The following is a 21914-nucleotide window of genomic DNA, read 5'->3' as shown; positions in this document are numbered from 1 at the left end:
AGGCCGGGGCGCGGGATCAGACGTCGGCCGTCCGCCCCGTGAGGGTCTCGAACGCGGTGACGTAGCGCTCGCGCGTGCGCTCGACGACCTCGTTCGGCAGCGGGGGCGGCGGCGCGTCGGAGGTGCGTTCCCAGCCCGCGGCCGGCGAGGTGAGCCAGTCGCGGACGAACTGCTTGTCGATGCTCGGCGGCGTCACGCCGGGGGCAAGGTCCTCGGCCCGCCAGAAGCGCGAGGAGTCGGGCGTGAGGACCTCGTCGGCGAGGACGAGCTCGGCGTCCCCGGGCCGGTTCTCCCGGCCGAACTCGAACTTGGTGTCGGCGAGGACCAGGCCGCGCTCCGCCGCGATCTCGGAGGCGCGGGCGAACACGGCGAGCGAGCGATCCCGCAGCCGACGCGCGGCCACGACCCCGACCGCCTCGACGGACTGCTCGAACGTGATGTTCTCGTCGTGGTCCCCGACCGCCGCCTTCGACGCCGGCGTGTAGATCGGTGGCTCGATGCGGTCGCCCTCGGCCATCCCCTGCGGCAGCGCGATCCCGCAGACCTCGCCCGTGGCCCGGTACTCCGCCAGCGCGGAGCCCGTGAGGTACCCACGGACCACGCACTCGAGCGGGAACATCTGCAGGCGGCGGCAGATCATCGCGCGCCCCTCGACCTCGGGCGGCACCTCGAGGGAGACGACGTGGTTGGTCACGAGGTCGGCCAGCTGCTCGAACCACCACAGCGTGAGCTGCGTGAGGACGACGCCCTTGCCGGGGATCGTCGTCGGCAGCACGTGGTCGTACGCGCTGATCCGGTCCGAGGCCACCATCAGCACGACGTCCCCGCCGCGCCCCGACTCCTGGTCCGCCGGGACGTACATGTCCCGCACCTTGCCGCTGTAGACGTGGGTCCAGCCGCGCAGGTGCGGCGCCTCACCGACCAGGATGCTCATGCCGCCATCCTCCCACCGGCGGGGGTGCGGGAGTAGGGCTGTCCGTCCGGGGTCCGAGGGGTGGGCGGCCTGACACACACGTGCCCGACGACGACGAACGGCGGGTCCGACGACGACGAACCCCGGTCAGCCCGGCAGCGGCACCGAGATGCGCCCCTCGACGGCCGCGAGCGCGATGTCGGTGCGGTGCTGCGAGCCCTCGAGGCGCACCTCGGCCACGCCGGCATAGGCGGCGTCGCGCGCGGCGGCGAGGTCCGCGCCCCGTCCGACCACCGTCAGCACCCGCCCGCCGTCCGAGACCACCGCGCGGGAGGCGGCGTCGTCGTCGGCCCCGGTTCCGGACCCGCTCCCGGCCCCGCCACCGGACCCGCCACCGGACCCGCCACCGGCCTCGGCGGTGCCCGCCTGGACCACGTGCACGCCGTCGATCGCCTCGCACTCCGTCAGCCCATCGACCCGGTCGCCGGTGCGAACCTTGCCGGGGTACCCGGACGACGCCACGACGACCCCGACCACGGCCCCCTCGTCCCACTCGAGGACGCCACCGGCGGGCAGGCTCCCCGTGGCGGCGGCGTGCAGGAGCCCGGCGAGCGGCGTGCGCAGGCGCGGGAGGACGACCTGGACCTCGGGGTCGCCGAAGCGGACGTTGAACTCGATGACCCGCAGGCCGCGCGAGGTCAGCGCGAGCCCGCAGTACAGGAGGCCGACGAACGGGGTCCCCCGCCGCGCGAGCTCGTCGATGACGGGCTGCGCGACGCGCTCGACGACCTGCTCGGTGAGGTCGGCCGGTGCCCACGGCAGCGGCGAGTAGGCGCCCATGCCGCCGGTGTTGGGGCCGGTGTCGCCGTCGCCGATGCGCTTGAAGTCCTGGGCGGGGGCGAGCGGAAGGACACGTTCGCCGTCGGACAGGCAGAACAGGGAGACCTCGGGGCCGTCGAGGAACTCCTCGACGACGACGGCGGCGCGCCCCCCGGTCGACTCGTCCCCGCCGACGGCCGGCGCGAGGCAGGCGACCGCGTGGTTCAGCGCGGCGTCGCGGTCCTCGGTGACGACGACGCCCTTGCCGGCGGCGAGCCCGTCGTCCTTGACCACGTACGGCGGGCCGAAGGCGTCGAGCGCGGCCTCGACCTCCTCGCGCGTGACGCAGACGTGCGCCATCGCCGTGGGGACCTCGGCGAGCGCCATGATCTCCTTGGCGTAGGCCTTCGAGCCCTCGAGGCGCGCGGCGGCGCCGCTGGGGCCGAACACGGGGATCCCGGCGGCGCGCACCGGGTCGGCGACGCCCGCCACGAGCGGGGCCTCCGGGCCCACGACGACGAGGTCCACCCCCTTGTCCATGGCCAGGCGGACCACGGCGGCGCCGTCGAGGATGTCGATGTCGACCCGCTCGCCGAGGTCGGCGCACCCCGGGTTGCCGGGGGCGAGGACGAGGGACTCGGTGGCGGGGTCGGCGGCGAGGGCGCGCGCGAGGGCGTGCTCGCGCGCGCCGGAGCCGAGCAGGAGGATCTTCACCCGCGCAAGGGTACGGGGCGCGTGCCGCACCCCCGCCACCCGCCCGGCGTGCTCACTCGTCCGCAGGAAAGCCGCTCGCTCGCCAGACGGAGGGGTCAGTCGCCGGCGGCCGCGATGCGCTCCCTCAGCCTGGCCAGCTGCTCGCGCACCGCCGCCGGCACCTTGTCCCCGAACTGCTCGAGGTAGGCCTCGGTGGCGTCGGACTCGGCCACCCACGCGTCCGGGTCCACGCGGAAGATCTCCTCGAGCACCTCCGGGGCGAGGTCGAGCCCGCCCAGCTCGAGGTCCCCGACCCGCGGCATCCGCCCGGTGATCCCGTCCACGGCGTCGACCTCACCACTCACGCGGCGGATGATCCAGTCGAGCACGCGGGAGTTGTCGCCGAAGCCGGGCCACATGAAGCGCCCGTCGGCGTCCTTGCGGAACCAGTTGACCGTGTAGATGCGGGGCGCGTGCTCGCCGAGCTTCTCCCCCATCGCCAGCCAGTGGCCCCAGTAGTCGGCCATGTCGTACCCGCAGAACGGGAGCATGGCGAACGGGTCGCGGCGCAGCGCCCCCACGGTGCCCTCGGCGGCGGCCGTCTGCTCGGAGGCCACCGTCGCGCCCATGAACACGCCGTGCTCCCAGTCGTAGGCCTCGGACACGAGCGGCACGTTGGACGCGCGCCGGCCGCCGAAGAGGATCGCGTCGATCGGCACGCCGCGCGGATCCTCCCAGTCGTCCGCGATCGTCGGGGCCTGCGCGGCGGGGGCGGTGAAGCGGCTGTTCGGGTGGGCGGCCGGCGTGGGCGAGTCCGGCGTCCAGTCGTTGCCCTGCCAGTCGACGAGGTGCGCCGGCTTCTCCTTGGTCAGGCCCTCCCACCACACGTCGCCGTCGTCGGTCAGGGCCACGTTCGTGAAGAGGATGTTCTCGCCCAGCGTGTCGATCGCGACGGGGTTGGTCGAGCGCCCCGTCCCCGGTGCCACGCCGAAGAAGCCGGCCTCGGGGTTGATCGCGTACAGCCGCCCGTCCGCGCCCTGGCGCATCCACGCGATGTCGTCCCCGACGGTCTCGACCCGCCACCCCGGGATCGTGGGCTGGAGCATCGCGAGGTTCGTCTTGCCGGTGGCCGAGGGGAACGCGCCGGTCACGTGGTACGCCTTCCCGGTCCGCTCGTCGGTGAGCTTGAGGATGAGCATGTGCTCGGCCATCCACCCCTCGTCGCGGGCGATGACCGACGCGATGCGCAGGGCGTAGCACTTCTTGCCGAGCAGGGCGTTGCCGCCGTAGCCGGAGCCGTAGGACCAGATCTCGCGGGTCTCGGGGAAGTGGGTGATGTACTTGTCCTCCGAGCACGGCCAGGGGACGTCCGCACGCTCGTTCCCCGCGGCGTCGACCAGCGGGTAGCCCACCGAGTGCACCGCCGGCACCCAGTACTCGCCGCCCTTGATGAGCTCGAGCGCCGGCGCCCCCATCCGCGTCATGATCCGCATGTTCGCCACGACGTAGGGCGAGTCCGTGATCTCGACGCCGAGCTTGGAGATGTCGCCGCCGAGCGGGCCCATGCTGAACGGGACCACGTACATCGTGCGGCCGGCCATCGCGCCGTCGAACACCCCGCGCAGGGTCTCGCGCATGGCGGCGGGCTCGGCCCAGTTGTTCGTCGGCCCGGCGTCGGACTCCTTCTCCGAGCAGATGAACGTGCGCGACTCGACCCGCGCCACGTCCGAGGGCTCCGACCGCGCGAGGAAGCTGTTCGGGCGCAGCTCCTCGTTCAGCCTGATGAGCGTGCCGGTCTCGACCATCTCGCCGGTCAGCCGGTCCCACTCCTCCTGCGAGCCGTCGGCCCACAGCACGCGCGCCGGCCTGGTCAGGGCCGCGATCCCGGCGACCCACTCGAGCAGGTCCTCCGGGACGCCTCCGGGCGCCGTTTCTCGGGCCAGCTCGATCGCCGGGGTCTGGGTGGTCATCGCTGATCGTCCTCCTCGCTACCGGGGGTCCGCTCCCCCGTGGCCTCGTCGCCCGTGCCGCTCGACCGGTGCCGCGCCACCGGACCCGATCTCGCGGCCGTCCACTCCCGGTACCGCTCCCCCGGCGCCGCTCTGCACCGGGTCCTGCCGACGGAGACATCCGTGGGTGATCTACCCACGTCCGACCCGCCCGTGGACCGCTACCGTGACGCCATGAGACGTCACCCCCAGCCTAGTGGCCTGCGCCGCCGCATCACGGCCCTTCTGTCCCTCCCTGTCCTCCTCCTCGTGCTCACCGGGTGCTTCCGCGCCGAGACGACCTACGAGATCGGGACCGACGGCAACACGACGATCCACGCGCAGGGCGTGGCGACCATGCCGGGCATCACCCGGGAGGACGTCGACTGCTCCACGCTCGCGGAGGGCGGTGACTCCCCCGTCGAGGGCGGCAACATCACGGCGGAGGACTACGAGGAGAACGGGATGCCGGGCTGCACGATCGAGGGGTCCGGGCCCACGAACGAGATGATCAACGAGGACGACGGCAGCTACGTCGTCACCCAGGAGGGCGACACCCTCACGTTCGACCTGCACGGCGACCCGACGCTCAACCCCGACGAGATGGCGGCCCTCGGCGGCGCCCCCGAGCTCACCACGACCGTCGTCTTCCCGGGCGGGGTCATCGACGGCGGCGGCGGCGAGGTCAACGGCAACGAGGTGACCTTCGAGGGCATCGAGTGGATGCGCGACGGCATCACCGCCACCGGCTCCGCCTCCCCGGGCCTCCTCGACAGCCTGCCGGGCTGGGCGCTGTGGGTCGGCATCGGCGTCGTCGTGGCGATCCTCGCCCTCATCATCGTGCTCGTCGTGCGCAGCGGCTCGAAGAAGAAGCGCGCGGCCGCGCAGCAGTCCGGCGGCTACGGCGGCGGTCCGGGTGGCTACGGCGGTGGCGGCTACGGCGGTCAGCCGCAGTGGGACCAGGGCCAGCAGTGGGGCGGCGCCCAGCAGGGCCAGCCGCAGCAGTGGGGCGCCGGCGGCCAGCAGGGCTGGGGCGCCGACCAGGGCCAGCAGTGGGGCGCCGGTGGCCAGCAGGGCTGGGGCGCGCAGAGCCCTGGCCAGGGTCAGCAGGGCTGGGGCCCGGGCGGTCAGCAGCCCCCGCCGCAGCAGCAGGGCTGGTCATAAGGCCCCGCCCGACGCCGGAGCTCACCCCGGGCGGCCCACCTCGCCCGGGCGCAGCACCTCTCACGTAGCAGCGACGGCCGCCTCCTTCGGGAGGCGGCCGTCGTCGCGTGCGGGTGGGGTCGGCGGGGAGGGGCGTGGCGGGCAGGGCGGTCGCGCGCCGGGCGGTGCCCCGTCGTCGTGCGGGGTTGTGTCCTCAGTCGATGAGGTCGTGGCGGACGATCGTCGCCTCGCGGTCCGGGCCCACGCCGATCGCGGAGATCCGTGTCCCGGACATCTCCTCGAGCGCGAGCACGTAGTCGCGCGCGTTCTGCGGCAGGTCGTCGAACTCGCGGACGTGGCTGATGTCCTCCCACCAGCCGGGCAGCTCCTCGTAGATCGGCCGCGCGTGGTGGAACGCGGACTGGTCGGCGGGCATCTCGTCGAGCCGTTCGCCGTCGACCTCGTACGCGACGCACACGGGGACCTTCTCCAGGCCGGTGAGCACGTCGAGCTTGGTGAGGACGAGGTCGGTGAGCCCGTTGACGCGGGAGGCGTAGCGGGCGATGACGGCGTCGTACCAGCCCGTGCGGCGCGGGCGGCCGGTGGTCACGCCGAACTCGCCGCCGGTCTTGCGCAGGTGCTCGCCCATGTCGTCGTGCAGCTCGGTGGGGAACGGGCCCTCGCCCACGCGGGTCGTGTAGGCCTTGATGACGCCGACCACGCGATCGATGCGCGTGGGGCCGATGCCCGAGCCGGTGCTCGCGCCGCCCGCCGTCGCCGAGGAGGACGTGACGAACGGGTAGGTGCCGTGGTCCACGTCGAGCATCGCGGCCTGACCGGCCTCGAACAGGACGATCTTCCCGGCGTCGAGAGCCTGGTTGAGCTCGAGCGAGACGTCGCCGACCATCGGGCGCAGCCGCTCGGCGTGGGTGAGCAGCTCGTCGACCACCACGTCGACCTCCGCCGCCCGCCGGTTGTAGATCTTGACGAGGACCTGGTTCTTGAAGTCGAGCGCGGCCTCGACCTTCTGGCGCAGGATCGACTCGTCGAACAGGTCCTGGACGCGCAGGCCGACGCGGCTCATCTTGTCCGCGTAGGTGGGGCCGATGCCGCGGCCGGTGGTGCCGATCTGGCGCTTGCCGAGGAAGCGCTCCGTCACCTTGTCGAGCGTGCGGTTGTAGCTGGGGATGAGGTGGGCGTTCGCGGAGACCCGGAGCTTGCTCACGTCGACGCCGCGGGCCTCGAGGGCGTCGAGCTCCTCGAACAGCACGTCGACGTCGACGACCACGCCGTTGCCGATCACCGGGATCACTCCCGGGCTGAGGATGCCGGACGGGAGCAGGTGGAGGGCGTACTTCTCGTCGCCGACGACGACCGTGTGGCCCGCGTTGTTGCCGCCGTTGAACTTGACGACGTAGTCGACCCGGCTGCCGAGCTGGTCGGTGGCCTTGCCCTTGCCCTCGTCGCCCCACTGGGCCCCGACGACCACGACTGCCGGCATGTGCTGCTCCCTCTGCTCGCTGGCGCCGGGTGCCCCGACGACCGCTCGAGCGTACCCGCGGGGCGACGGGGTCGGGCTGCCCCTCGGAGCGCGGGCTCGTCGAGAGTCACGGTCCGGCGTCGGCGTCGGCGTCGGCGTCGGCGTCGGCGTCGAGGATGTCGAGGAAGAGCTCGAAGGCCTCGTCGACCCCGCTCCGGTCGCCGGTGACGAGAAGGTCGAACAGCAGGCCCCGGACGACCGCCGTGCCGAGGCGGGCCCGGGTGCGGGCGCGGGCCGCGTCCACCCCGAGGTGGACCTGCTCCTCGGCGACCACCTCGATCCACGGCTCGACGAGATGCGCCGCGAGGTCGGCCGCGTACGGTCGCCGCTGCATCGCGTGCGCGGACATCTCGAAGAACAGCGGCCCGTACCGCATCGCCGGCCCGACGACCCGCGCCCAGAACTGCGTGGCCACCTCACGGGTCGAGGCCGTCGGCAAGGTGCCGTCGGCGGGGCCCGCGCCGCCGATGCCACCCTCCGCGACCACGGTGAACGCGTCGCGCTGCATCTGCTCGACCGCGGCCGCGACCTCGACGAGGAGTCCTTCCCTCGAGCCGAAGTGGTAGATGAGCATCCGATGACTCGTCCCGACCGCCGCGGCGATGCCACGCAGGCTCTGGTTGTCCACGCGGCCGTCCGCGAGGTGCTCGATGACGGCTCGGAGCAGCTCGTCCCGTCCGGAGGGTGGTGCCGTCGTCGCCATGTACCGTATGGTACACGCGGGATGTACCGGACGGTACAGATCGGTCGAGGACGGAGGCCCTGAGCCATGGAGACCGAGACACGAACCGCGACGTCGATCGAGGCCACGAGCGCCGCCGTGTGGGAGGTCCTCGCCATCCCGGAGGAGTGGCCCCGGTGGACGTCGTCGATGCGTACCGTCGAGCTCCTCGACGGAACGTTCAAGGCGGGGTCACGCCTGCGGATCAGGCAGCCCGGGCTCCCGCCGGCAGTCTGGACCGTGACCGACCATCGGCCGCCCGCCGCGTTCACCATGGTCTCGCGGGCACCGGCGGTCGTGACGACGGCCGAGCACGTCGTTCATCGGGTCACCCGCGACCGCACCCGCCTCGCCCTCCGGTTGTCACACTCCGGCCCGCTGGCGCGGGCCGCGCACGTCCTGCTCGGCGGCCGGACGCGACGGCTCGTCGAGCTCGAGGCGGCGGGAATGCGGCGCGCCGCCGAGCACCGGGAGGCACGCGCACTGGACGCGGACGACCGCACCCGGCCCACGCAAGGATCGTGACAGCAGCCGACCACCCGTGCGCGGACGCCCGCTGATACGTTCGCGGCATGCGGCGCCACGAGGGTTCGATCCGGTTCCTCGCCGCAGTGGTGGTCGCGTTCGTCGTCAATCTCGTCCTCGACGTCACCCTCGACCCGCCCAGGCTGGTCCGCTGGATCGTCGTGCTGGCGGTGGTCCTGATCCTGACCGCCGTCTTCGAGGTGCTGCGCCGGCGGCGCGCGGCCGCGCGGCGCTCCGAGGAGCCTGCGAGCGACCGGGCGTAGGGGACCTGGAGGCCGTTCGAGCACACCCGCGGGATGGCCCGTGGATCCAACTACTTCCGCGAGGCGGCGACCTCATCGGCGACTCGGCGCGCGATGGCCTCGACCTGGTCCACCGTCAGCACGGGCGTCGTATCCTCCTGGACCGACCGCGTGAGGAGGCGTCGCACCAGCGCGGAAGTCGGGATCTGCTCCACGGCGGCACGCCGACGAAGTTCCACATCCAGACCACGGGTGATTCGAATGTTGAGCGCGACGTCGAGTGCTGCCCCACTCTCGGCGACCTCGATCTCCGCAGCCTCGGCTTCTTCTTCCGCATACTCGTCGCGAATCGCCTGCCGGCGCGCACGTGCCTGCTCGTCAGCGGTCATCATGTCCTCCCTCGTATGAACGAAGATCAGCTCCGTTGGTCTTCCACGCGGTGATTCCTGCCCCGTCGACGGGGTCGACGATCACCGTGACCACGAAGCCGGCACTTCGCGAGTAACCGATGATCCGCACGGCACCCATTCGGCTTGCGGGGTCTGGGTCGCGCACGACCGCAGACGGATCGCCGGCGGCCTCCAACGTCCATCGAGGTTCGATCCCAAGCGCACCCGGATAGCGGTCACCGCGAGCACGGATGTATCGGGCCTGCTCCTCTGGCCACCACAGCCCGCGATACACAGAGGAAGCGTATCGCAATGTGTGACAATGCGGGAGGTTGGGCGGTCGCGCCCCACGTCATGTGGCCCCCGACCGGTGCATACCGGTCGGGGGCCACAGCGTCGAGCGCCCTCAGCCTCAGGTCAGGAGATCTTCTTGCCCGCCGAGCCGAGCCACTCGCAGGCCTCGACGATGCGCGCGGCCATGCCGGCCTCGGCCGCCTTGCCCCACGCGCGCGGGTCGTACTGCTTCTTGTTGCCGACCTCGCCGTCGATCTTCAGCATGCCGTCGTAGTTGCGGAACATGTGCTCGACGACGGGGCGCGAGAACGCGTACTGCGTGTCGGTGTCGATGTTCATCTTGATGACGCCGTTGCGCACCGCGGTGGCGACCTCCTCCGAGGTGGAGCCGGAGCCGCCGTGGAACACGAGGTCGAACGGGTTCTCCTTGCCGACCTCGGCGCCGACGGCCTTCTGGATGTCACCGAGGAGCTCCGGGCGCAGCTTGACGGCGCCGGGCTTGTACACACCGTGCACGTTGCCGAAGGTCAGGGCCGTGAGGTAGCGGCCCTTCTCGCCGGTGCCGAGGGCGCGGGCCGTGGCCAGGCCGTCCTCCGCGGTCGTGTACAGCTTCTCGTTGATCTCGGCCTCGTGGCCGTCCTCCTCGCCGCCGACGACGCCGATCTCGATCTCCAGCAGCGTGCGGGCCGCGACGGACTTCTCGAGGAGCTCCTCGGCGATCCGCAGGTTCGTCTCGAGGTCGACCGTCGAGCCGTCCCACATGTGCGACTGGAACGCGGGCAGGCGGCCGGCGTCGACCTCGGCCTTGGCGATCTCGAGCAGCGGGCGGACCCAGGAGTCGAGGTTGGACTCGGCGCAGTGGTCGGTGTGCAGGGCGACGGTCACCGGGTAGCCCTTGGCGACCTCCTTCGCGTACGCGGCCAGCGCGAGGGAGCCGGCGATGCGGTCCTTGACCGTGGAGCCGGACGCGTACTCGGCGCCACCGACGGAGACCTGGATGATGCCGTCGGACTCGGCCTCGGCGAACCCGCGCAGCGCAGCCGTCAGGGTCTGCGAGGACGTGACGTTGATGGCCGGGTAGGCGAACTTGCCCGCCTTGGCCCGGTCGATCATGTCGACGTACACCTCGGGGGTGGCGATGGGCATCGTGGACCTCCTGGAGCTGGGACGTGGTGCTGTCCTCCCGATCATCCCACCGATCGGGGTGCCGCGTCCGGGCCTTCCGTCCCTCAGCGACGAGAGGTCCGACGGCGGGCCCCTCGTCGTCGTGCTCCGCGCCGTCTGGTCACCGGAGCGCCGACGGCGGCGCCGCGTGCTGGGACATCCACGCGTGCATGGCGATCGCCCCGGCGGCGGCCACGTTGAGGGACCGGGTCGAGCCGTGCTGGCTGATCTCGAGCAGCAGGTCGCAGCCGGCGAGCAGCTCGGCGGGCAGCCCCGCCGACTCCTCGCCGAGCACGAGCACCGCCTCCCGCGGTAGCGCCCGGCCCTCGAGCGGCACCGCGCCGGGCAGGTTGTCGAGGCCGAGCACCGCGAGCCCCCGGTCGCGCGCCCAGGTCAGCAGCGCGGCGGCGTCGGGGCGGTGCTCGACAGTGAGGTAGCGGTCGGTGACCATCGCGCCGCGGCGGTTCCACCGGCGCCGCCCGACGATCTGCACCGACGCCAGGTTGAACGCGTTCGCCGTGCGCACGAGCGAGCCGATGTTGAGGTCGCGGCCGGTGTTGAGCAGCGCGAGGTGGAGCGGGTGGGCGCGGGCGGCGAGGTCGGCGCGGATCGCCTCGACGCTCCAGTAGCGGTAGTGGTCGGCGACGTTGCGCCGGTCCCCCGCCGCGAGCAGCTCCGGGTCCAGCCGCGGGTCGTCCGGCGGCTCGCCCTCCCACGGCCCGACGCCGACAATCCGCTCGTCGTCGTCGCCGGTGTCGTCAGTCAAGTCCGACGTCGGCGAGCTCGAGCGCGTTGAGGTACCGGTGGCCCTGCGCCTCGACGGCCTCGCGCGCGCCGGTCGCCCGGTCGAGGACCACGAGGACGGCCGCGATCTCGGCCCCCGCCTCGAGCACCGCGTGCGCAGCGGTCAGCGCAGACCCGCCCGTGGTCGACGTGTCCTCGACGACGACGACCCGCCGCCCCGTGATGTCCGGCCCCTCGATCCGCCGCTGCATGCCGTGCGCCTTGGCCTCCTTGCGCACGACGAACGCGTCGAGCGCCTGCCCCCGCGACGCCGCCGCGTGCATGATCGCGAGCGCCACCGGGTCCGCGCCGAGGGTGAGCCCGCCGACCGCGTCGATCTCGCCGACCCCGAACCCCTCCTCCTCGAGCAGGTCGAGCAGGACGTGCCCGAGCAGCGGCCCCGCCTCGTGGTGGAGCGTCACGCGGCGCATGTCGACGTAGTAGTCGGACTCCTTGCCCGAGGACAGCACGACGCGCCCGCGCACGACACCGAGGTCGGCGACGTAGGAGGCGAGGCGGGCGCGCTGGGGGTCGTTCGCGGCGGGGGCGGGCGTCGAGGTCACGCGCCGAGGGTATCCGGCCCGCGCCCGACGCCGATGCTCACCCCGCGGTGGTGCCCGCACCGGGCGTCAGGGGCGGGTCGGGTGCCCGCCCCCGACGCCGGGACTCAGCCCGCGGTCGCCGCTGCCCCCACGCGCGACGCGTCGTCCACGCCGAGCGCCTCGGCCTCGGCGTCCGTGAACAGGCGCGAGCGGATGAGGAACCGCACGCCGTCGGGTGCCTCGAGGGAGAAGCCCGCGCCTCGGCCGGCCACGACGTCGATCGTCAGGTGCGTGTGCCGCCACACCTCGAACTGGTTGCGGCTCATCCACACGGGCACGGTGAACACATCGCCCGACCCGCCGCCGGCCCCCTCGTCCGCGGGCACGCTGAGGTCGCCGAGGTGGACGTCGGCGTCGCCGGTGAGGAAGTCGCCCTGCGCGAAGCACATGGGCGACGACCCGTCGCAGCAGCCGCCGGACTGGTGGAACATCAGCTCGCCGTGCGTGGCGCGCAGCCGCCGCAGCAGCGCCGCCGCGTCGTCGGTGAGCGCGACCCGCTCCGTCGTCGTCATGTCAGGTCCTTCCCGGGGTGCCCGGCCCGCCCGGGCCGGGCACCCGCCGTCGGGCGGCTCAGAAGAAGCCGAGCCGCTTCGGTGCGTAGCTGACCAGGAGGTTCTTGGTCTGCTGGTAGTGGCTGAGCATCATCTGGTGGTTCTCACGCCCGATGCCCGAGCCCTTGTAGCCGCCGAACGCCGCGCCGGCCGGGTACTGGTGGTAGGTGTTCGTCCACACGCGGCCCGCCTGGATCGCGCGGCCCGCCCGGTAGCAGGTCGTCGCCTCGCGGGACCAGACGCCGGCGCCGAGGCCGTAGAGCGTGTCGTTGGCGATGGAGATCGCGTCGTCGAAGCCGTCGAACCTGGCCACGGACACGACCGGGCCGAAGATCTCCTCCTGGAAGATGCGCATGGAGTTCTGGCCCTCGAAGATCGTCGGGGCCACGTAGTAGCCGCCGCCGAGCTCGCCGTCGTGCTCGAGCCGCTCGCCGCCGAGGAGCACCTTGGCGCCCTCCTGCTTGCCGATGTCGATGTAGGACAGGATCTTCTCGAGCTGGTCGTTGCTGGCCTGGGCGCCGACCATCGTCTCGGTGTCGAGCGGGTTGCCGGCCTTGACAGCGCGGGTGCGCTCGATGGCGTCGGCCATGAAAGAGTCGTAGATGTCCCCCGAGACGAGCGCGCGCGACGGGCACGTGCAGACCTCGCCCTGGTTGAGGGCGAACATCGTGAAGCCCTCGAGCGCCTTGTCGTAGAAGTCGTCCTTCGCCTGGGCGATGTCGGAGAAGAAGATGTTCGGGCTCTTGCCGCCGAGCTCGAGGGTGACCGGGATGATGTTCTGGCTGGCGTACTGCATGATCAGCCGGCCGGTCGTGGTCTCGCCGGTGAAGGCGATCTTGCGGATGCGGGGGTTCGAGGCGAGCGGCTTGCCGGCCTCGGCGCCGAACCCGTTGACGACGTTGAGGACGCCCGGGGGCAGCAGGTCGGCGATCTTCTCGACCAGGTAGAGGATCGACGTCGGCGTCTGCTCGGCCGGCTTGAGCACGATCGCGTTGCCGGCAGCGAGCGCCGGGGCGAGCTTCCACACCGCCATGAGGATGGGGAAGTTCCAGGGGATGATCTGCCCGACGACGCCGAGCGGCTCGTTGAAGTGGTACGCGATCGTGTCGCCGTCGATCTCGGTGATGCTGCCCTCCTGGGCGCGGATCGCCCCGGCGAAGTAGCGGAAGTGGTCGATCGCGAGCGGGATGTCGGCGACGAGGGTCTCGCGGACGGGCTTGCCGTTCTCCCAGGTCTCCGCGACGGCGATCTCCTCGAGGTTCTCCTCGATGCGGTCGGCGATCTTGTTGAGGATGATCGCGCGCTCCGTGGCCGACGTCTTGCCCCAGGCGGGGGCGGCGGCGTGCGCGGCGTCGAGGGCGGCCTCGATGTCGTCCGCGTCGCCGCGGGCGACCTCCGTGAAGGTCTTGCCCGTCAGCGGGCTCGGGTTCTCGAAGTAGCGCCCGTTGACCGGGGCGCGGTACTCGCCGTTGATCCAGTGGTCGTACCGCGTGCGGTAGTTGACGATGCTCGACTCGGTGCCCGGGTTGGCGTAGACGGTCATTCGGGTCACGACTCCTTCGGCGTCAGTGCCACGTCGGTGTGGCGGGTCCCTCGAGCATAGGGAGGTCGGGCGGCCGGTGGCAGGTCGGGTCGGCAGGTCGCGCAGATGTGCGAGGTGGGTGTGGGCGGGTGTCGGGGTTGTCCGGGTTGTCGGAGTTGTGATGGGGGGTGAGCGCTGCGGCGCGGGGTGATGCGCGTCGGTGGGTGAGGGGTGCTGCGCGGGGTGATGCGCGTCGGCGGGCGCGGCTAGCGTGGTGCCATGCGCATCGCCACCTGGAACGTCAACTCCATCCGGACACGCATCGACCGCGTCGTCGCGTTCCTCGAGCGGTGGGACGTCGACGTCCTGGCCATGCAGGAGCTCAAGTGCAAGCCCGAGCAGTTCCCGATGGCGGCGTTCGAGGAGGCCGGCTACGAGGTGGCGCTGCACGGGCTCAACCAGTGGAACGGCGTGGCGATCGCGTCGCGGGTGGGGCTCAACGACGTGGCCGTGGGGTTCCCCGGCATGCCCGAGTTCGGCGACCCGCCCGTGGCCGAGGCCCGAGCGATCGGCGCGCTGTGCGGCGGGGTGAAGGTGTGGAGCCTCTACGTGCCCAACGGCCGGGAGATCGACCACCCGCACTACGCGTACAAGCTCGAGTGGCTGGGCACGCTCAAGGACGTCGCCCGGGGGTGGCTCGAGGACGACGGCGACAGGCGCATCGCCCTCATGGGTGACTGGAACGTGGCCCCGCTCGACGAGGACGTGTGGAGCATGGAGTTCTTCGAGGGCAAGACCCACGTGACGGAGCCCGAGCGGGCGGCGTTCGGGGCGTTCGAGGATGCCGGCTACGCCGAGGTCACGCGCCCGCACACCCCCGGCGTCTACACGTACTGGGACTACCAGCAGCTGCGGTTCCCCAAGGGCGAGGGGATGCGGATCGACTTCGTCTACGCCTCCCCAGAGCTGTCGACGATGGTCACCGACGCGCACGTCGACCGCGAGGAGCGCAAGGGCAAGGGGGCGTCCGACCACGCGCCGGTGATCGTCGACGTCGACCTGTCGTTGTGAGGCCGTAGGGGCGGCTGCTCCGGCGCCGTCGGCGCGGCCGCTGACTATGGTGAGGCCGAACCTGTCGCCTGCACGAACGGAGTCCCGCGTGGGTCGCGTCGAGCGCAAGCACACCGGCGCCTCGCCGGCCGCCTGGGCGATCCCGTCCGCGCTGTTCTGCGTCATCGCGGGGCTCACCCTCCTCAGTCAGATCTTCGGCCCCTTCGACATCCTCTGGCAGCCGGTCGACAACGTGCTGGAGCAGTTCCAGCACGTCGAGCCGCGGTGGCAGGCAGCGGCCTTCCTGCTGCCGCTCGGGCTCCTCCTCCCGATGGTCGGACTGCGCATGCGCGGCCTCCTGCGGGCGTTTGGGGAGCACGACTCCCTGCCCGACCTGGCAGCCGTCGGCGGACTGCTCGCCGGCGGCGCGGCCGCGGTGGCCGCCGTGGTGTCCTGGGTCGCCCACCTGGTGGACCGCACGGTGCACATCGACGCGGCGCAGGATGCCCTCGCACCCTCGATGCTCGTCCTGCTGGCGCTCGGCCTGTGGCTGTACCCGGTGACGGTCGGACTGGGGGTCGTCACGGCCGCGGCCGCCTGGCGCCTCCGGGACGAGAACCTCATTGACGGTGTGCGATCAGGGCTCGGTGGTGCCGCGGCCGTGGTCGCCCTCGTCAGCCCGGTCTCCATCATCCTCGGCCACCTCGTGGCGCTGGCGGTGATCGGTCAGCTGGCGACGCTCGCCTGGCTCGTCGTGGTGCCGCGGGACCTCTGACGCCGTCGGCTAGGGCGCGTCCGACGGCGCGGCGAGCGACTCAGCGCGCGTCGAGCACGGCGACGACCTGCTCGTTGAGCTCCGGCCAGATAGCTCCGTGGACCTCGGTGTCGAAGCCCTTGTCCCCGAGGAACGCCGCCGCAGCGCGCCGTGTCGGGTCGACCCACAGGAACGAGCCGGACTGCCCGAAGTGGCCGAACGTCGTCGGGGCCACGCCCGGTCCGGTCCAGTGCGGGTCCTTGTCGGCGCGGACCTCGAAACCGAGGCCCCAGTCGTTGTGGGTCTGCCGGCCGAACCCAGGCAGCACGCCGGACAAACGTGGGAACACGGTGGCGGTGGCCTCGGCGTGGAGCTCGGACGAGATCAGAGCGGGGTCGAGCAGCTCGAACCCGTAGGTCAGCAGGTCGGCGGTCGAGCCCGAGTAGCCGTGCGCGCAGCTGCCCTCGGTCACCACGGACGTCAGTCCGAGCGGCTCGACGACCTGCGAGCGGACCCAGTCGTTGATCGACATGCCCACGCGGGCACCGACGAGCTCCCCGAGCGTCTCGAACCCGAGGTTGGAGTAGACGCGGCGCTTCTCCGGTGCCTGCTCCGGGCCGCCGGCGTCCATCGGCAGGCCGGAGGCGTGCGCGAGGAGGTGCCGGACCGTCGAGCCCTCGGGGCCGGCGGGCTCGTCGAGCGTGAGGTGCCCGGCCTCGACGGCGATCAGTGTCGCGGTCGCGGTGAGCAGCTTCGTCACCGACTTCCAGGGGAAGACCCTCGCGACGTCGCCGTCGGACGAGATCACGCCGTCGTCGTGCGTGGCGACGAGCAGCGCCACGTCGAAGTCGAACCGGTCCAGTGCCGCGTAGGTAGCCACGCACCCAGGATGACGCATCGGCCACGCCCGGGCGACGCGTCACCCTTACCCCGTATGCCGAGAGTGCGGTTGGGAGACCCCCATCGAGATTGCGGTTTGTCGGACTGCTTCCCGTCGAGAGTGCGGTGGGGAGGCGACGATGCCCACCGGGCGAGCCGGATCACCCGCGCTCTCGACACGGTGGCGGGTGCCTCACCCCGGCGCCCCCGGGCTACACGAGCGGCCAGGGGAAGGCCATCCCGGTGAGGTCGACGGGCAGGCGTCCGTCGGTCACCAGCCGCAGCGCACGACGACGCAGAGCAACAACCTCCTCGTCGTCGAGGAGCGCGGCGATCTCTTCGTCGACCTCGCTGACGACCGGCGCGACCGCGGCCAGCAGGTCGGCGTCGATACGTTCGCCCGCGAAGTCCCAGATCACGGTCCGCAGCTTGGGTGTTGCCGAGAAGCACAGCCCGTGGTCGATGCCCCACACGCGCCCGTCGACGCCGTGGAGCACATGGCCCGACTTCCGGTCGGTGTTGTTGGTCAGCGCGTCGAACACGGCGATCCGCCGCAGGTCGTCGTGGGTCTCGGGCTCGTCGTCGACGAGGGTGAAGTAGTGGGCGGACCGGTCGTGCTCGACGAAGCGTTGGAGGGAACCGACCCCGAACGGCGCGTCCTCGCGGATCACGGTGGTCGGGACGAGGTGCCAGCCGAGCGCCTCGCTCAGCAGGTAGGCCGCGCGCTCGCGCCGGTAGAGGCCCGGGGGGAAGTCCCGCAGCGGCGCCTCGCCGAGCTCCGGCTTGTAGATGGCCCAGACCGGGTCACCTGCGCCGGCGACCTCGACGAGGAACGTCTCGTTGCTCGAGTCCGCCAGCTGTCCGAGCAGGGAGATCTCGCCGTCCAGGAGGAGGTCGGTCGCGGCGGACCGATCCGGCGAAGCCGGCAGGTCGGCGGCTCCCGACGCGGGCTTCCCCGCCGCCGTCAGGCCGACGGCTCTGGGCGAGCCCGACTGCGCGGCCTCGTCGGCCGTCGGACACTCCCCCGCCGCCTCGCCCATCGCGCGCTCCGCCTCCACCGGGACGTCCTCAGGAGATCCGCAGGTCGGCGAGCGACTCGAGCGTCGAGTTGACGGTGAGAACCACCGGGTCGCCGTGGACACCGTCACCCGCGGCGCGGTACGCGATCGCGGAGACGGAGCACGGGGAGACCGTGAGGCGCTGGAACCGGTCGAGGGACAGGTCGAACGCGTAGGAGAGCGCCGCCTTGATCGGGTCGGCGTGCGAGAAGCACACGACGGTCGTCCCCTCGTGCGCCGCCCGAATCCGATCGAGGGTGGCCGCCATCCGCTCCTGCATCTCGACGAGGCTCTCGCCGCCGGGGAACCGGAAGGCGGCGGGACGCTCCTGCACCGTGCGCCACTCGGGCAGCCGCGCGAGATCGGTGAGCGGCACACCCGTCCAGTCGCCGACGTCCGACTCGAGCAGCCCCGGCTCCTCGACGACCGCCAGCCCGGTGCGGCGGACCAGCGGCTCGGCCGTCTCCCGCGCGCGCTCGAGCGGGGAGGAGTAGATCGCCGACGGCGAGGCCGCTGCCACCCGCTCGCCGACGCGATCGGCCTGGTCGCGACCCCGATCGGACAGGTTCAGTCCGGGGGCGCGGCCGGGCATCACGCGTCCGGTCGTCGGCGTCGTGCCGTGTCGTACCAGCAGGACCAGCGTGGGCGGGGGCGCCTTCTCCTCGGTCATCGACGCCAGCGTAGGCGCGACGTACGTTGGGGTCGTGAGCGATCGCCCCGACATCAGCACCGTGGGGGAGCTCCGCTCCTCCGGCCACACCTTCCGCACCCTGCGCGACGAGATCCGCGAGAACCTGCTCGCCGCCCTCGGAGCCGGGGAGAACCCCTGGCCCGGCCTGCACGGGTTCTCGTCCACCGTGCTGCCGCAGGTCGAGCGCGCCCTCCTCGCGGGGCATGACATCGCGCTGCTCGGCGAGCGCGGCCAGGGCAAGACCCGCCTGCTGCGCACCCTCGCCGGTCTCCTCGACGAGTGGGCCCCCGTCATCGAGGGCTCCGAGCTCGGCGAGCACCCGTTCGACCCGATCACCGACGCCTCGCGCGCGCGGGCCGCGGAGCTCGGCGACAACCTGCCGGTGGCCTGGCGGCACCGCGACGAGCGGTACGTCGAGAAGCTCGCGACCCCGGACACCTCGGTCGCGGACCTCATCGGCGACGTCGACCCGATGCGCGTGGCCGAGGGACGACGGCTCGGCGACCCGGAGACCATCCACTACGGACTGGTCCCGCGCTCGCACCGCGGCATCGTCGCCATCAACGAGCTCCCCGACCTGGCCGAACGCATCCAGGTGTCGCTGCTCAACGTGATGGAGGAGCGCGACGTCCAGATCCGCGGCTACGTGCTGCGGCTCCCGCTGGACGTCCTCGTCGTCGCGACGGCGAACCCCGAGGACTACACGAACCGCGGGCGGATCATCACGCCGCTCAAGGACCGGTTCGGCGCCGAGATCCGCACGCACTACCCGATCGAGCTCGACGACGAGATCGCCATCATCACCCAGGAGGCGCACCTCGGCGCCGACGTGCCGCCGGCCGTCCTCGAGATCCTCGCCCGGTTCGCGCGGAACCTGCGCGAGTCCCCCGCCGTCGACCAGTCCTCCGGCGTCTCGGCGCGGTTCGCGATCGCCGGCGCCGAGACCGTGGCGGCCGCCGCCCTGCACCGCGCCACGGTCCGCGGGGAGGACCGGGCGGTCGCGCGCGTCGTCGACGGCCGCACCGCCGTCGACGTCCTCGGCGGCAAGGTCGAGTTCGAGGTCGGCGAGGAGGGCCGCGAGGACGAGCTGCTCGAGCACGTCCTGCGCACGGCCACCGCGGAGACGGTGCGCGCCCACCTCGCAGGCATCGACCTGGGGCCGCTGGTCGCGGCGATCGAGGCCGCCGACGAGGTCGTCACCACCGGCGAGCGGGTGACCGCCGCCGAGTTCCTCGCCCTGCTGCCGGAGGTTCCGGGTCGTGCGGGCGGCGAGTCGGCGGAAGGCGACGGACCCGGTGACGATGAGTCGGCGGCCGACGTCTACGACCAGGTGGCCGCCCGGCTCGGCGCCACGGACGACGGTTCGCGAGCCTCGGCCATCGAGCTCGCGCTCGAGGGCCTCTTCCTCGCCCGTCGGATCTCGAAGGAGACCGGCGACGGCGAGACCGTCTACGGATGACCGGAGCGAGACCATGACCCCGCAGCCCCGCTCGCCGCGACCCGCGCGGTACGGCCGCTACGCCGGCGGCCCGGACCCGCTCGCGCCCCCGGTCGACCTCGGGGCGGCGCTCGACGAGATCGCCGATGACGTCATGTCCGGGTACAGCCCCGACCAGGCACTGCGCGAGCTCCTGCGCCGCGGGACCCGTGACGCGCGCGGCCTCGACGACCTCGCCGGGCGCGTCCAGCAGCGTCGCCGGGACATCCTGGGCCGGCACCGGCTCGACGGCACGCTGCAGGAGGTGAAGCAGCTCCTCGACTCCGCCGTGCTCGCCGAGCGCGGCCAGCTCGCGCGCGACATCGCGATGGACGACACCGACCGCACGTTCCGCGAGATGGTCCTCGAGAACCTCCCGACCTCGACGGCCGCCGCCGTCAGCGAGCTCGCCACCTACGACTGGGCGTCCGACGAGGCGCGCCAGGCGTACGAGCAGATCAAGGACCTGCTCGGCCGCGAGGTGCTCGAGCAGCGTTTCGCCGGGATGAAGCAGGCGCTCGAGGGCGCCACCGACGAGGACCGGGCGGCGATCAGCGAGATGCTGTCCGACCTCGGTGACCTGCTCGAGAAGCACGCGCGCGGCGAGGACACGGACGCGGACTTCGATCAGTTCATGGCGAAGCACGGCGACCAGTTCCCGGAGAACCCGCGCGACGTCGACGAGCTCATCGACACGCTCGCGAAACGCTCGGCCGCGGCACGCCGGATGCTCAACTCGATGACGCCGGAGCAGCGCGCCGAGCTCTTGCAGCTCTCCCAGCAGGCCTTCGGCTCGCCGCAGCTGATGGAGCGGCTCGCCCGCGTCGACGCCGGCCTGCAGGCCCTGCGTCCCGGTGAGGACTGGACGGGCTCCGAGCAGTTCGACGGCGACCAGGGGCTGGGGCTCGGCGACGGCACCGGGGCGCTGCAGGAGCTCGCGGACCTCGACCGCCTCGCCGAGCAGATCGAGCAGGCGTCGTCGGGGTCCCCGCTCTCGGACCTCGACCTCGAGGCGCTCGGCCGTCACCTCGGCGACGACGCCGCCGTGTCCGCGCGGACCCTCGCCGAGCTCGAGCGCGCGCTGCGGGAGTCCGACTACCTCCACCGCGGCTCCGACGGCGACCTGCGGCTGTCCCCTCGTGGCATGCGCCGGCTCGGCCGGTCGTTGCTCCAGGACGCCGCGGGCCGGCTGTCGGGGCGCAGCGGCTCGCGGGACACCCGGCAGGCGGGTGCGGCCGGCGAGCAGACCGGATCGAGCCGGGCCTGGGCCTTCGGCGACACCGAGCCGTGGGACGTCACCCGGTCGCTGACGAACGCGTCCCTGCGCACCGCGCGCGAGGGCGGCGACCCGAGCCGGGGGCTGCGGCTGGACGTGGCGGACGTCGAGATCGCCGAGACGGAGGCGCGGACGCAGGCGGCGGTGGCGCTGCTCGTCGACACGTCGTTCTCGATGGCCGCCGAGGGGCGGTGGCTGCCGATGAAGCGGACCGCGCTCGCCCTGCACCAGCTGTTGTCCACGCGCTTCCGCGGCGACCGGCTCGAGCTCGTCCAGTTCGGCCGGTACGCCCAGCGGGTCGACCTCGCCGAGCTCACCGCCCTGCCGCCGTTCCGCGAGCAGGGCACGAACCTGCACCACGGGCTCATGCTCGCGACCCGGTTCTTCCGGCAGCACCCGACGATGCAGCCCGTGCTGCTCGTGGTCACCGACGGCGAGCCCACCGCCCACCTCGAGCCCGGCGGCGAGTCGTGGTTCGACTACCCGCCGATGCCGCGGACGCTGCAGCTCACCGTCGCCGAGCTCGACCGCGTGGTGCGACTCGGCGCCGAGATCACGTTCTTCCGGCTCGGTGACGACCCCGGGCTCGCCCGGTTCCTCGACGCGATGGCCCGCCGGGCCCGCGGCCGCGTGGTGGCGCCGGACCTCGACGACCTCGGCGCCGCCGTCGTGGGCGAGTACATGCACGCCCGCTCCCTCTGGGACCTCTGAGCCCGGCGGCGAGTCGTCGAGATTGCGGTTCGTCGGCCCCGCCCCCGGTCGAAAGTGCGGGCGGGAGGGGCCGGGGCACGCGGCTGCGGGCCTCTCACCCGCACTCTCGACACGGCGCTACACCCCTCA

At 72.6% G+C, this 21914-nt stretch carries 22 protein-coding genes; 7 read left to right on the top strand and 15 right to left on the bottom strand.

The window, feature by feature from the left end:
• Positions 1 to 16: 16 nt before the first annotated feature.
• From ACZLMO_RS13595 to ACZLMO_RS13585, 3 genes are all read right to left on the bottom strand, one after another.
• A complete protein-coding gene (locus tag ACZLMO_RS13595) occupies positions 17 to 934 on the bottom strand; it encodes a phosphoribosylaminoimidazolesuccinocarboxamide synthase (protein ID WP_463654054.1) in 918 nt (305 codons plus the stop codon).
• A gap of 126 nt (positions 935 to 1060) precedes the next feature.
• Entirely contained in the window at positions 1061 to 2446 is a 1386-nt protein-coding gene (gene purD / locus ACZLMO_RS13590; protein ID WP_463654053.1) for a phosphoribosylamine--glycine ligase, read from the bottom strand.
• Between the two features lie 95 nt (positions 2447 to 2541).
• A complete protein-coding gene (locus ACZLMO_RS13585; RefSeq protein ID WP_463654052.1) occupies positions 2542 to 4395 on the bottom strand; it encodes a phosphoenolpyruvate carboxykinase (GTP) in 1854 nt (617 codons plus the stop codon).
• A 213-nt stretch (positions 4396 to 4608) separates the two neighbouring features.
• Here ACZLMO_RS13585 and ACZLMO_RS13580 point away from each other — a divergent pair, with 213 nt between their 5' ends.
• Positions 4609 to 5577, top strand: a complete 969-nt coding sequence (locus ACZLMO_RS13580; RefSeq protein ID WP_425715381.1) for a hypothetical protein — start codon at positions 4609 to 4611, stop codon at positions 5575 to 5577.
• 193 nt (positions 5578 to 5770) lie between these two features.
• Here ACZLMO_RS13580 and ACZLMO_RS13575 read toward each other — a convergent pair whose 3' ends face one another.
• Together ACZLMO_RS13575 and ACZLMO_RS13570 are read right to left on the bottom strand one after the other, a co-directional pair.
• Positions 5771 to 7057, bottom strand: coding sequence for an adenylosuccinate synthase (locus ACZLMO_RS13575; protein ID WP_425715379.1), 1287 nt, complete (start codon positions 7055 to 7057; stop codon positions 5771 to 5773).
• 106 nt (positions 7058 to 7163) lie between these two features.
• Positions 7164 to 7799, bottom strand: a complete 636-nt coding sequence (locus tag ACZLMO_RS13570) for a TetR/AcrR family transcriptional regulator (protein ID WP_463654051.1) — start codon at positions 7797 to 7799, stop codon at positions 7164 to 7166.
• A gap of 66 nt (positions 7800 to 7865) precedes the next feature.
• On the opposite strand from ACZLMO_RS13570, the gene ACZLMO_RS13565 reads away from it, so the two are divergent.
• Both ACZLMO_RS13565 and ACZLMO_RS13560 read left to right on the top strand, forming a co-directional pair.
• A complete protein-coding gene (locus tag ACZLMO_RS13565; protein ID WP_425715377.1) occupies positions 7866 to 8342 on the top strand; it encodes an SRPBCC family protein in 477 nt (158 codons plus the stop codon).
• 47 nt (positions 8343 to 8389) lie between these two features.
• Entirely contained in the window at positions 8390 to 8605 is a 216-nt protein-coding gene (locus tag ACZLMO_RS13560) for a hypothetical protein (protein WP_425715376.1), read from the top strand.
• A gap of 50 nt (positions 8606 to 8655) precedes the next feature.
• Here ACZLMO_RS13560 and ACZLMO_RS13555 read toward each other — a convergent pair whose 3' ends face one another.
• The 7 genes from ACZLMO_RS13555 to exaC form a co-directional block, all read right to left on the bottom strand.
• Positions 8656 to 8976 carry a hypothetical protein gene (locus tag ACZLMO_RS13555; protein ID WP_463654050.1) on the bottom strand — a complete coding sequence of 107 codons (321 nt, stop codon included), beginning with the start codon at positions 8974 to 8976 and terminating at the stop codon, positions 8656 to 8658.
• Positions 8963 to 9268 (bottom strand): hypothetical protein, encoded by a 306-nt coding sequence (locus ACZLMO_RS13550; protein WP_425715374.1) that lies wholly within the window; start codon positions 9266 to 9268, stop codon positions 8963 to 8965. Before ACZLMO_RS13550 ends, ACZLMO_RS13555 begins: the two co-directional genes overlap by 14 nt.
• A 122-nt stretch (positions 9269 to 9390) precedes the next feature.
• Positions 9391 to 10413: a class II fructose-bisphosphate aldolase gene (fbaA, locus tag ACZLMO_RS13545; RefSeq protein ID WP_425715373.1), complete on the bottom strand. Its 1023-nt coding sequence runs from the start codon at positions 10411 to 10413 to the stop codon at positions 9391 to 9393.
• Between the two features lie 139 nt (positions 10414 to 10552).
• A complete protein-coding gene (locus tag ACZLMO_RS13540; RefSeq protein ID WP_463654049.1) occupies positions 10553 to 11197 on the bottom strand; it encodes a TrmH family RNA methyltransferase in 645 nt (214 codons plus the stop codon).
• Positions 11190 to 11777, bottom strand: a complete 588-nt coding sequence (gene pyrE / locus ACZLMO_RS13535) for an orotate phosphoribosyltransferase (protein WP_463654048.1) — start codon at positions 11775 to 11777, stop codon at positions 11190 to 11192. Before pyrE ends, ACZLMO_RS13540 begins: the two co-directional genes overlap by 8 nt.
• A 104-nt stretch (positions 11778 to 11881) precedes the next feature.
• Positions 11882 to 12328: a DUF779 domain-containing protein gene (locus tag ACZLMO_RS13530; RefSeq protein ID WP_463654047.1), complete on the bottom strand. Its 447-nt coding sequence runs from the start codon at positions 12326 to 12328 to the stop codon at positions 11882 to 11884.
• Between the two features lie 58 nt (positions 12329 to 12386).
• The gene (exaC, locus tag ACZLMO_RS13525) at positions 12387 to 13910 is read right to left on the bottom strand and encodes an acetaldehyde dehydrogenase ExaC (protein ID WP_425715415.1); all 1524 of its coding nucleotides are present in this window, start codon (positions 13908 to 13910) and stop codon (positions 12387 to 12389) included.
• Positions 13911 to 14168: 258 nt separating this feature from the next.
• Between exaC and ACZLMO_RS13520 the strand changes: the two genes are divergently transcribed.
• Both ACZLMO_RS13520 and ACZLMO_RS13515 read left to right on the top strand, forming a co-directional pair.
• A complete protein-coding gene (locus ACZLMO_RS13520) occupies positions 14169 to 14960 on the top strand; it encodes an exodeoxyribonuclease III (protein ID WP_463654046.1) in 792 nt (263 codons plus the stop codon).
• An 88-nt stretch (positions 14961 to 15048) separates the two neighbouring features.
• On the top strand, positions 15049 to 15714 hold the full coding sequence (locus ACZLMO_RS13515) for a hypothetical protein (RefSeq protein ID WP_463654045.1): 666 nt from the start codon (positions 15049 to 15051) through the stop codon (positions 15712 to 15714).
• 40 nt (positions 15715 to 15754) lie between these two features.
• On the opposite strand, the gene ACZLMO_RS13510 is transcribed toward ACZLMO_RS13515, so the two are convergent.
• The 3 genes from ACZLMO_RS13510 to ACZLMO_RS13500 all read right to left on the bottom strand — a co-directional run bounded on the left by ACZLMO_RS13510 (position 15755) and on the right by ACZLMO_RS13500 (position 18300).
• The gene (locus tag ACZLMO_RS13510; RefSeq protein ID WP_463654044.1) at positions 15755 to 16573 is read right to left on the bottom strand and encodes a serine hydrolase domain-containing protein; all 819 of its coding nucleotides are present in this window, start codon (positions 16571 to 16573) and stop codon (positions 15755 to 15757) included.
• Between the two features lie 211 nt (positions 16574 to 16784).
• On the bottom strand, positions 16785 to 17630 hold the full coding sequence (locus ACZLMO_RS13505; protein WP_463654043.1) for an SCO1664 family protein: 846 nt from the start codon (positions 17628 to 17630) through the stop codon (positions 16785 to 16787).
• A 10-nt stretch (positions 17631 to 17640) separates the two neighbouring features.
• Positions 17641 to 18300 (bottom strand): histidine phosphatase family protein, encoded by a 660-nt coding sequence (locus ACZLMO_RS13500; protein WP_463654042.1) that lies wholly within the window; start codon positions 18298 to 18300, stop codon positions 17641 to 17643.
• Positions 18301 to 18334: 34 nt separating this feature from the next.
• Here ACZLMO_RS13500 and ACZLMO_RS13495 point away from each other — a divergent pair, with 34 nt between their 5' ends.
• Positions 18335 to 19780 (top strand): sigma 54-interacting transcriptional regulator, encoded by a 1446-nt coding sequence (locus ACZLMO_RS13495; RefSeq protein ID WP_463654041.1) that lies wholly within the window; start codon positions 18335 to 18337, stop codon positions 19778 to 19780.
• Positions 19781 to 19793: 13 nt separating this feature from the next.
• Entirely contained in the window at positions 19794 to 21785 is a 1992-nt protein-coding gene (locus ACZLMO_RS13490; RefSeq protein ID WP_463654040.1) for a vWA domain-containing protein, read from the top strand.
• Positions 21786 to 21914: the final 129 nt, after the last annotated feature.

Source organism: Georgenia sp. G2120, assembly GCF_055326485.1.
Note: the sequence above shows the minus strand (reverse complement) of the source record. Positions and strands in the feature narration are given on the sequence as shown.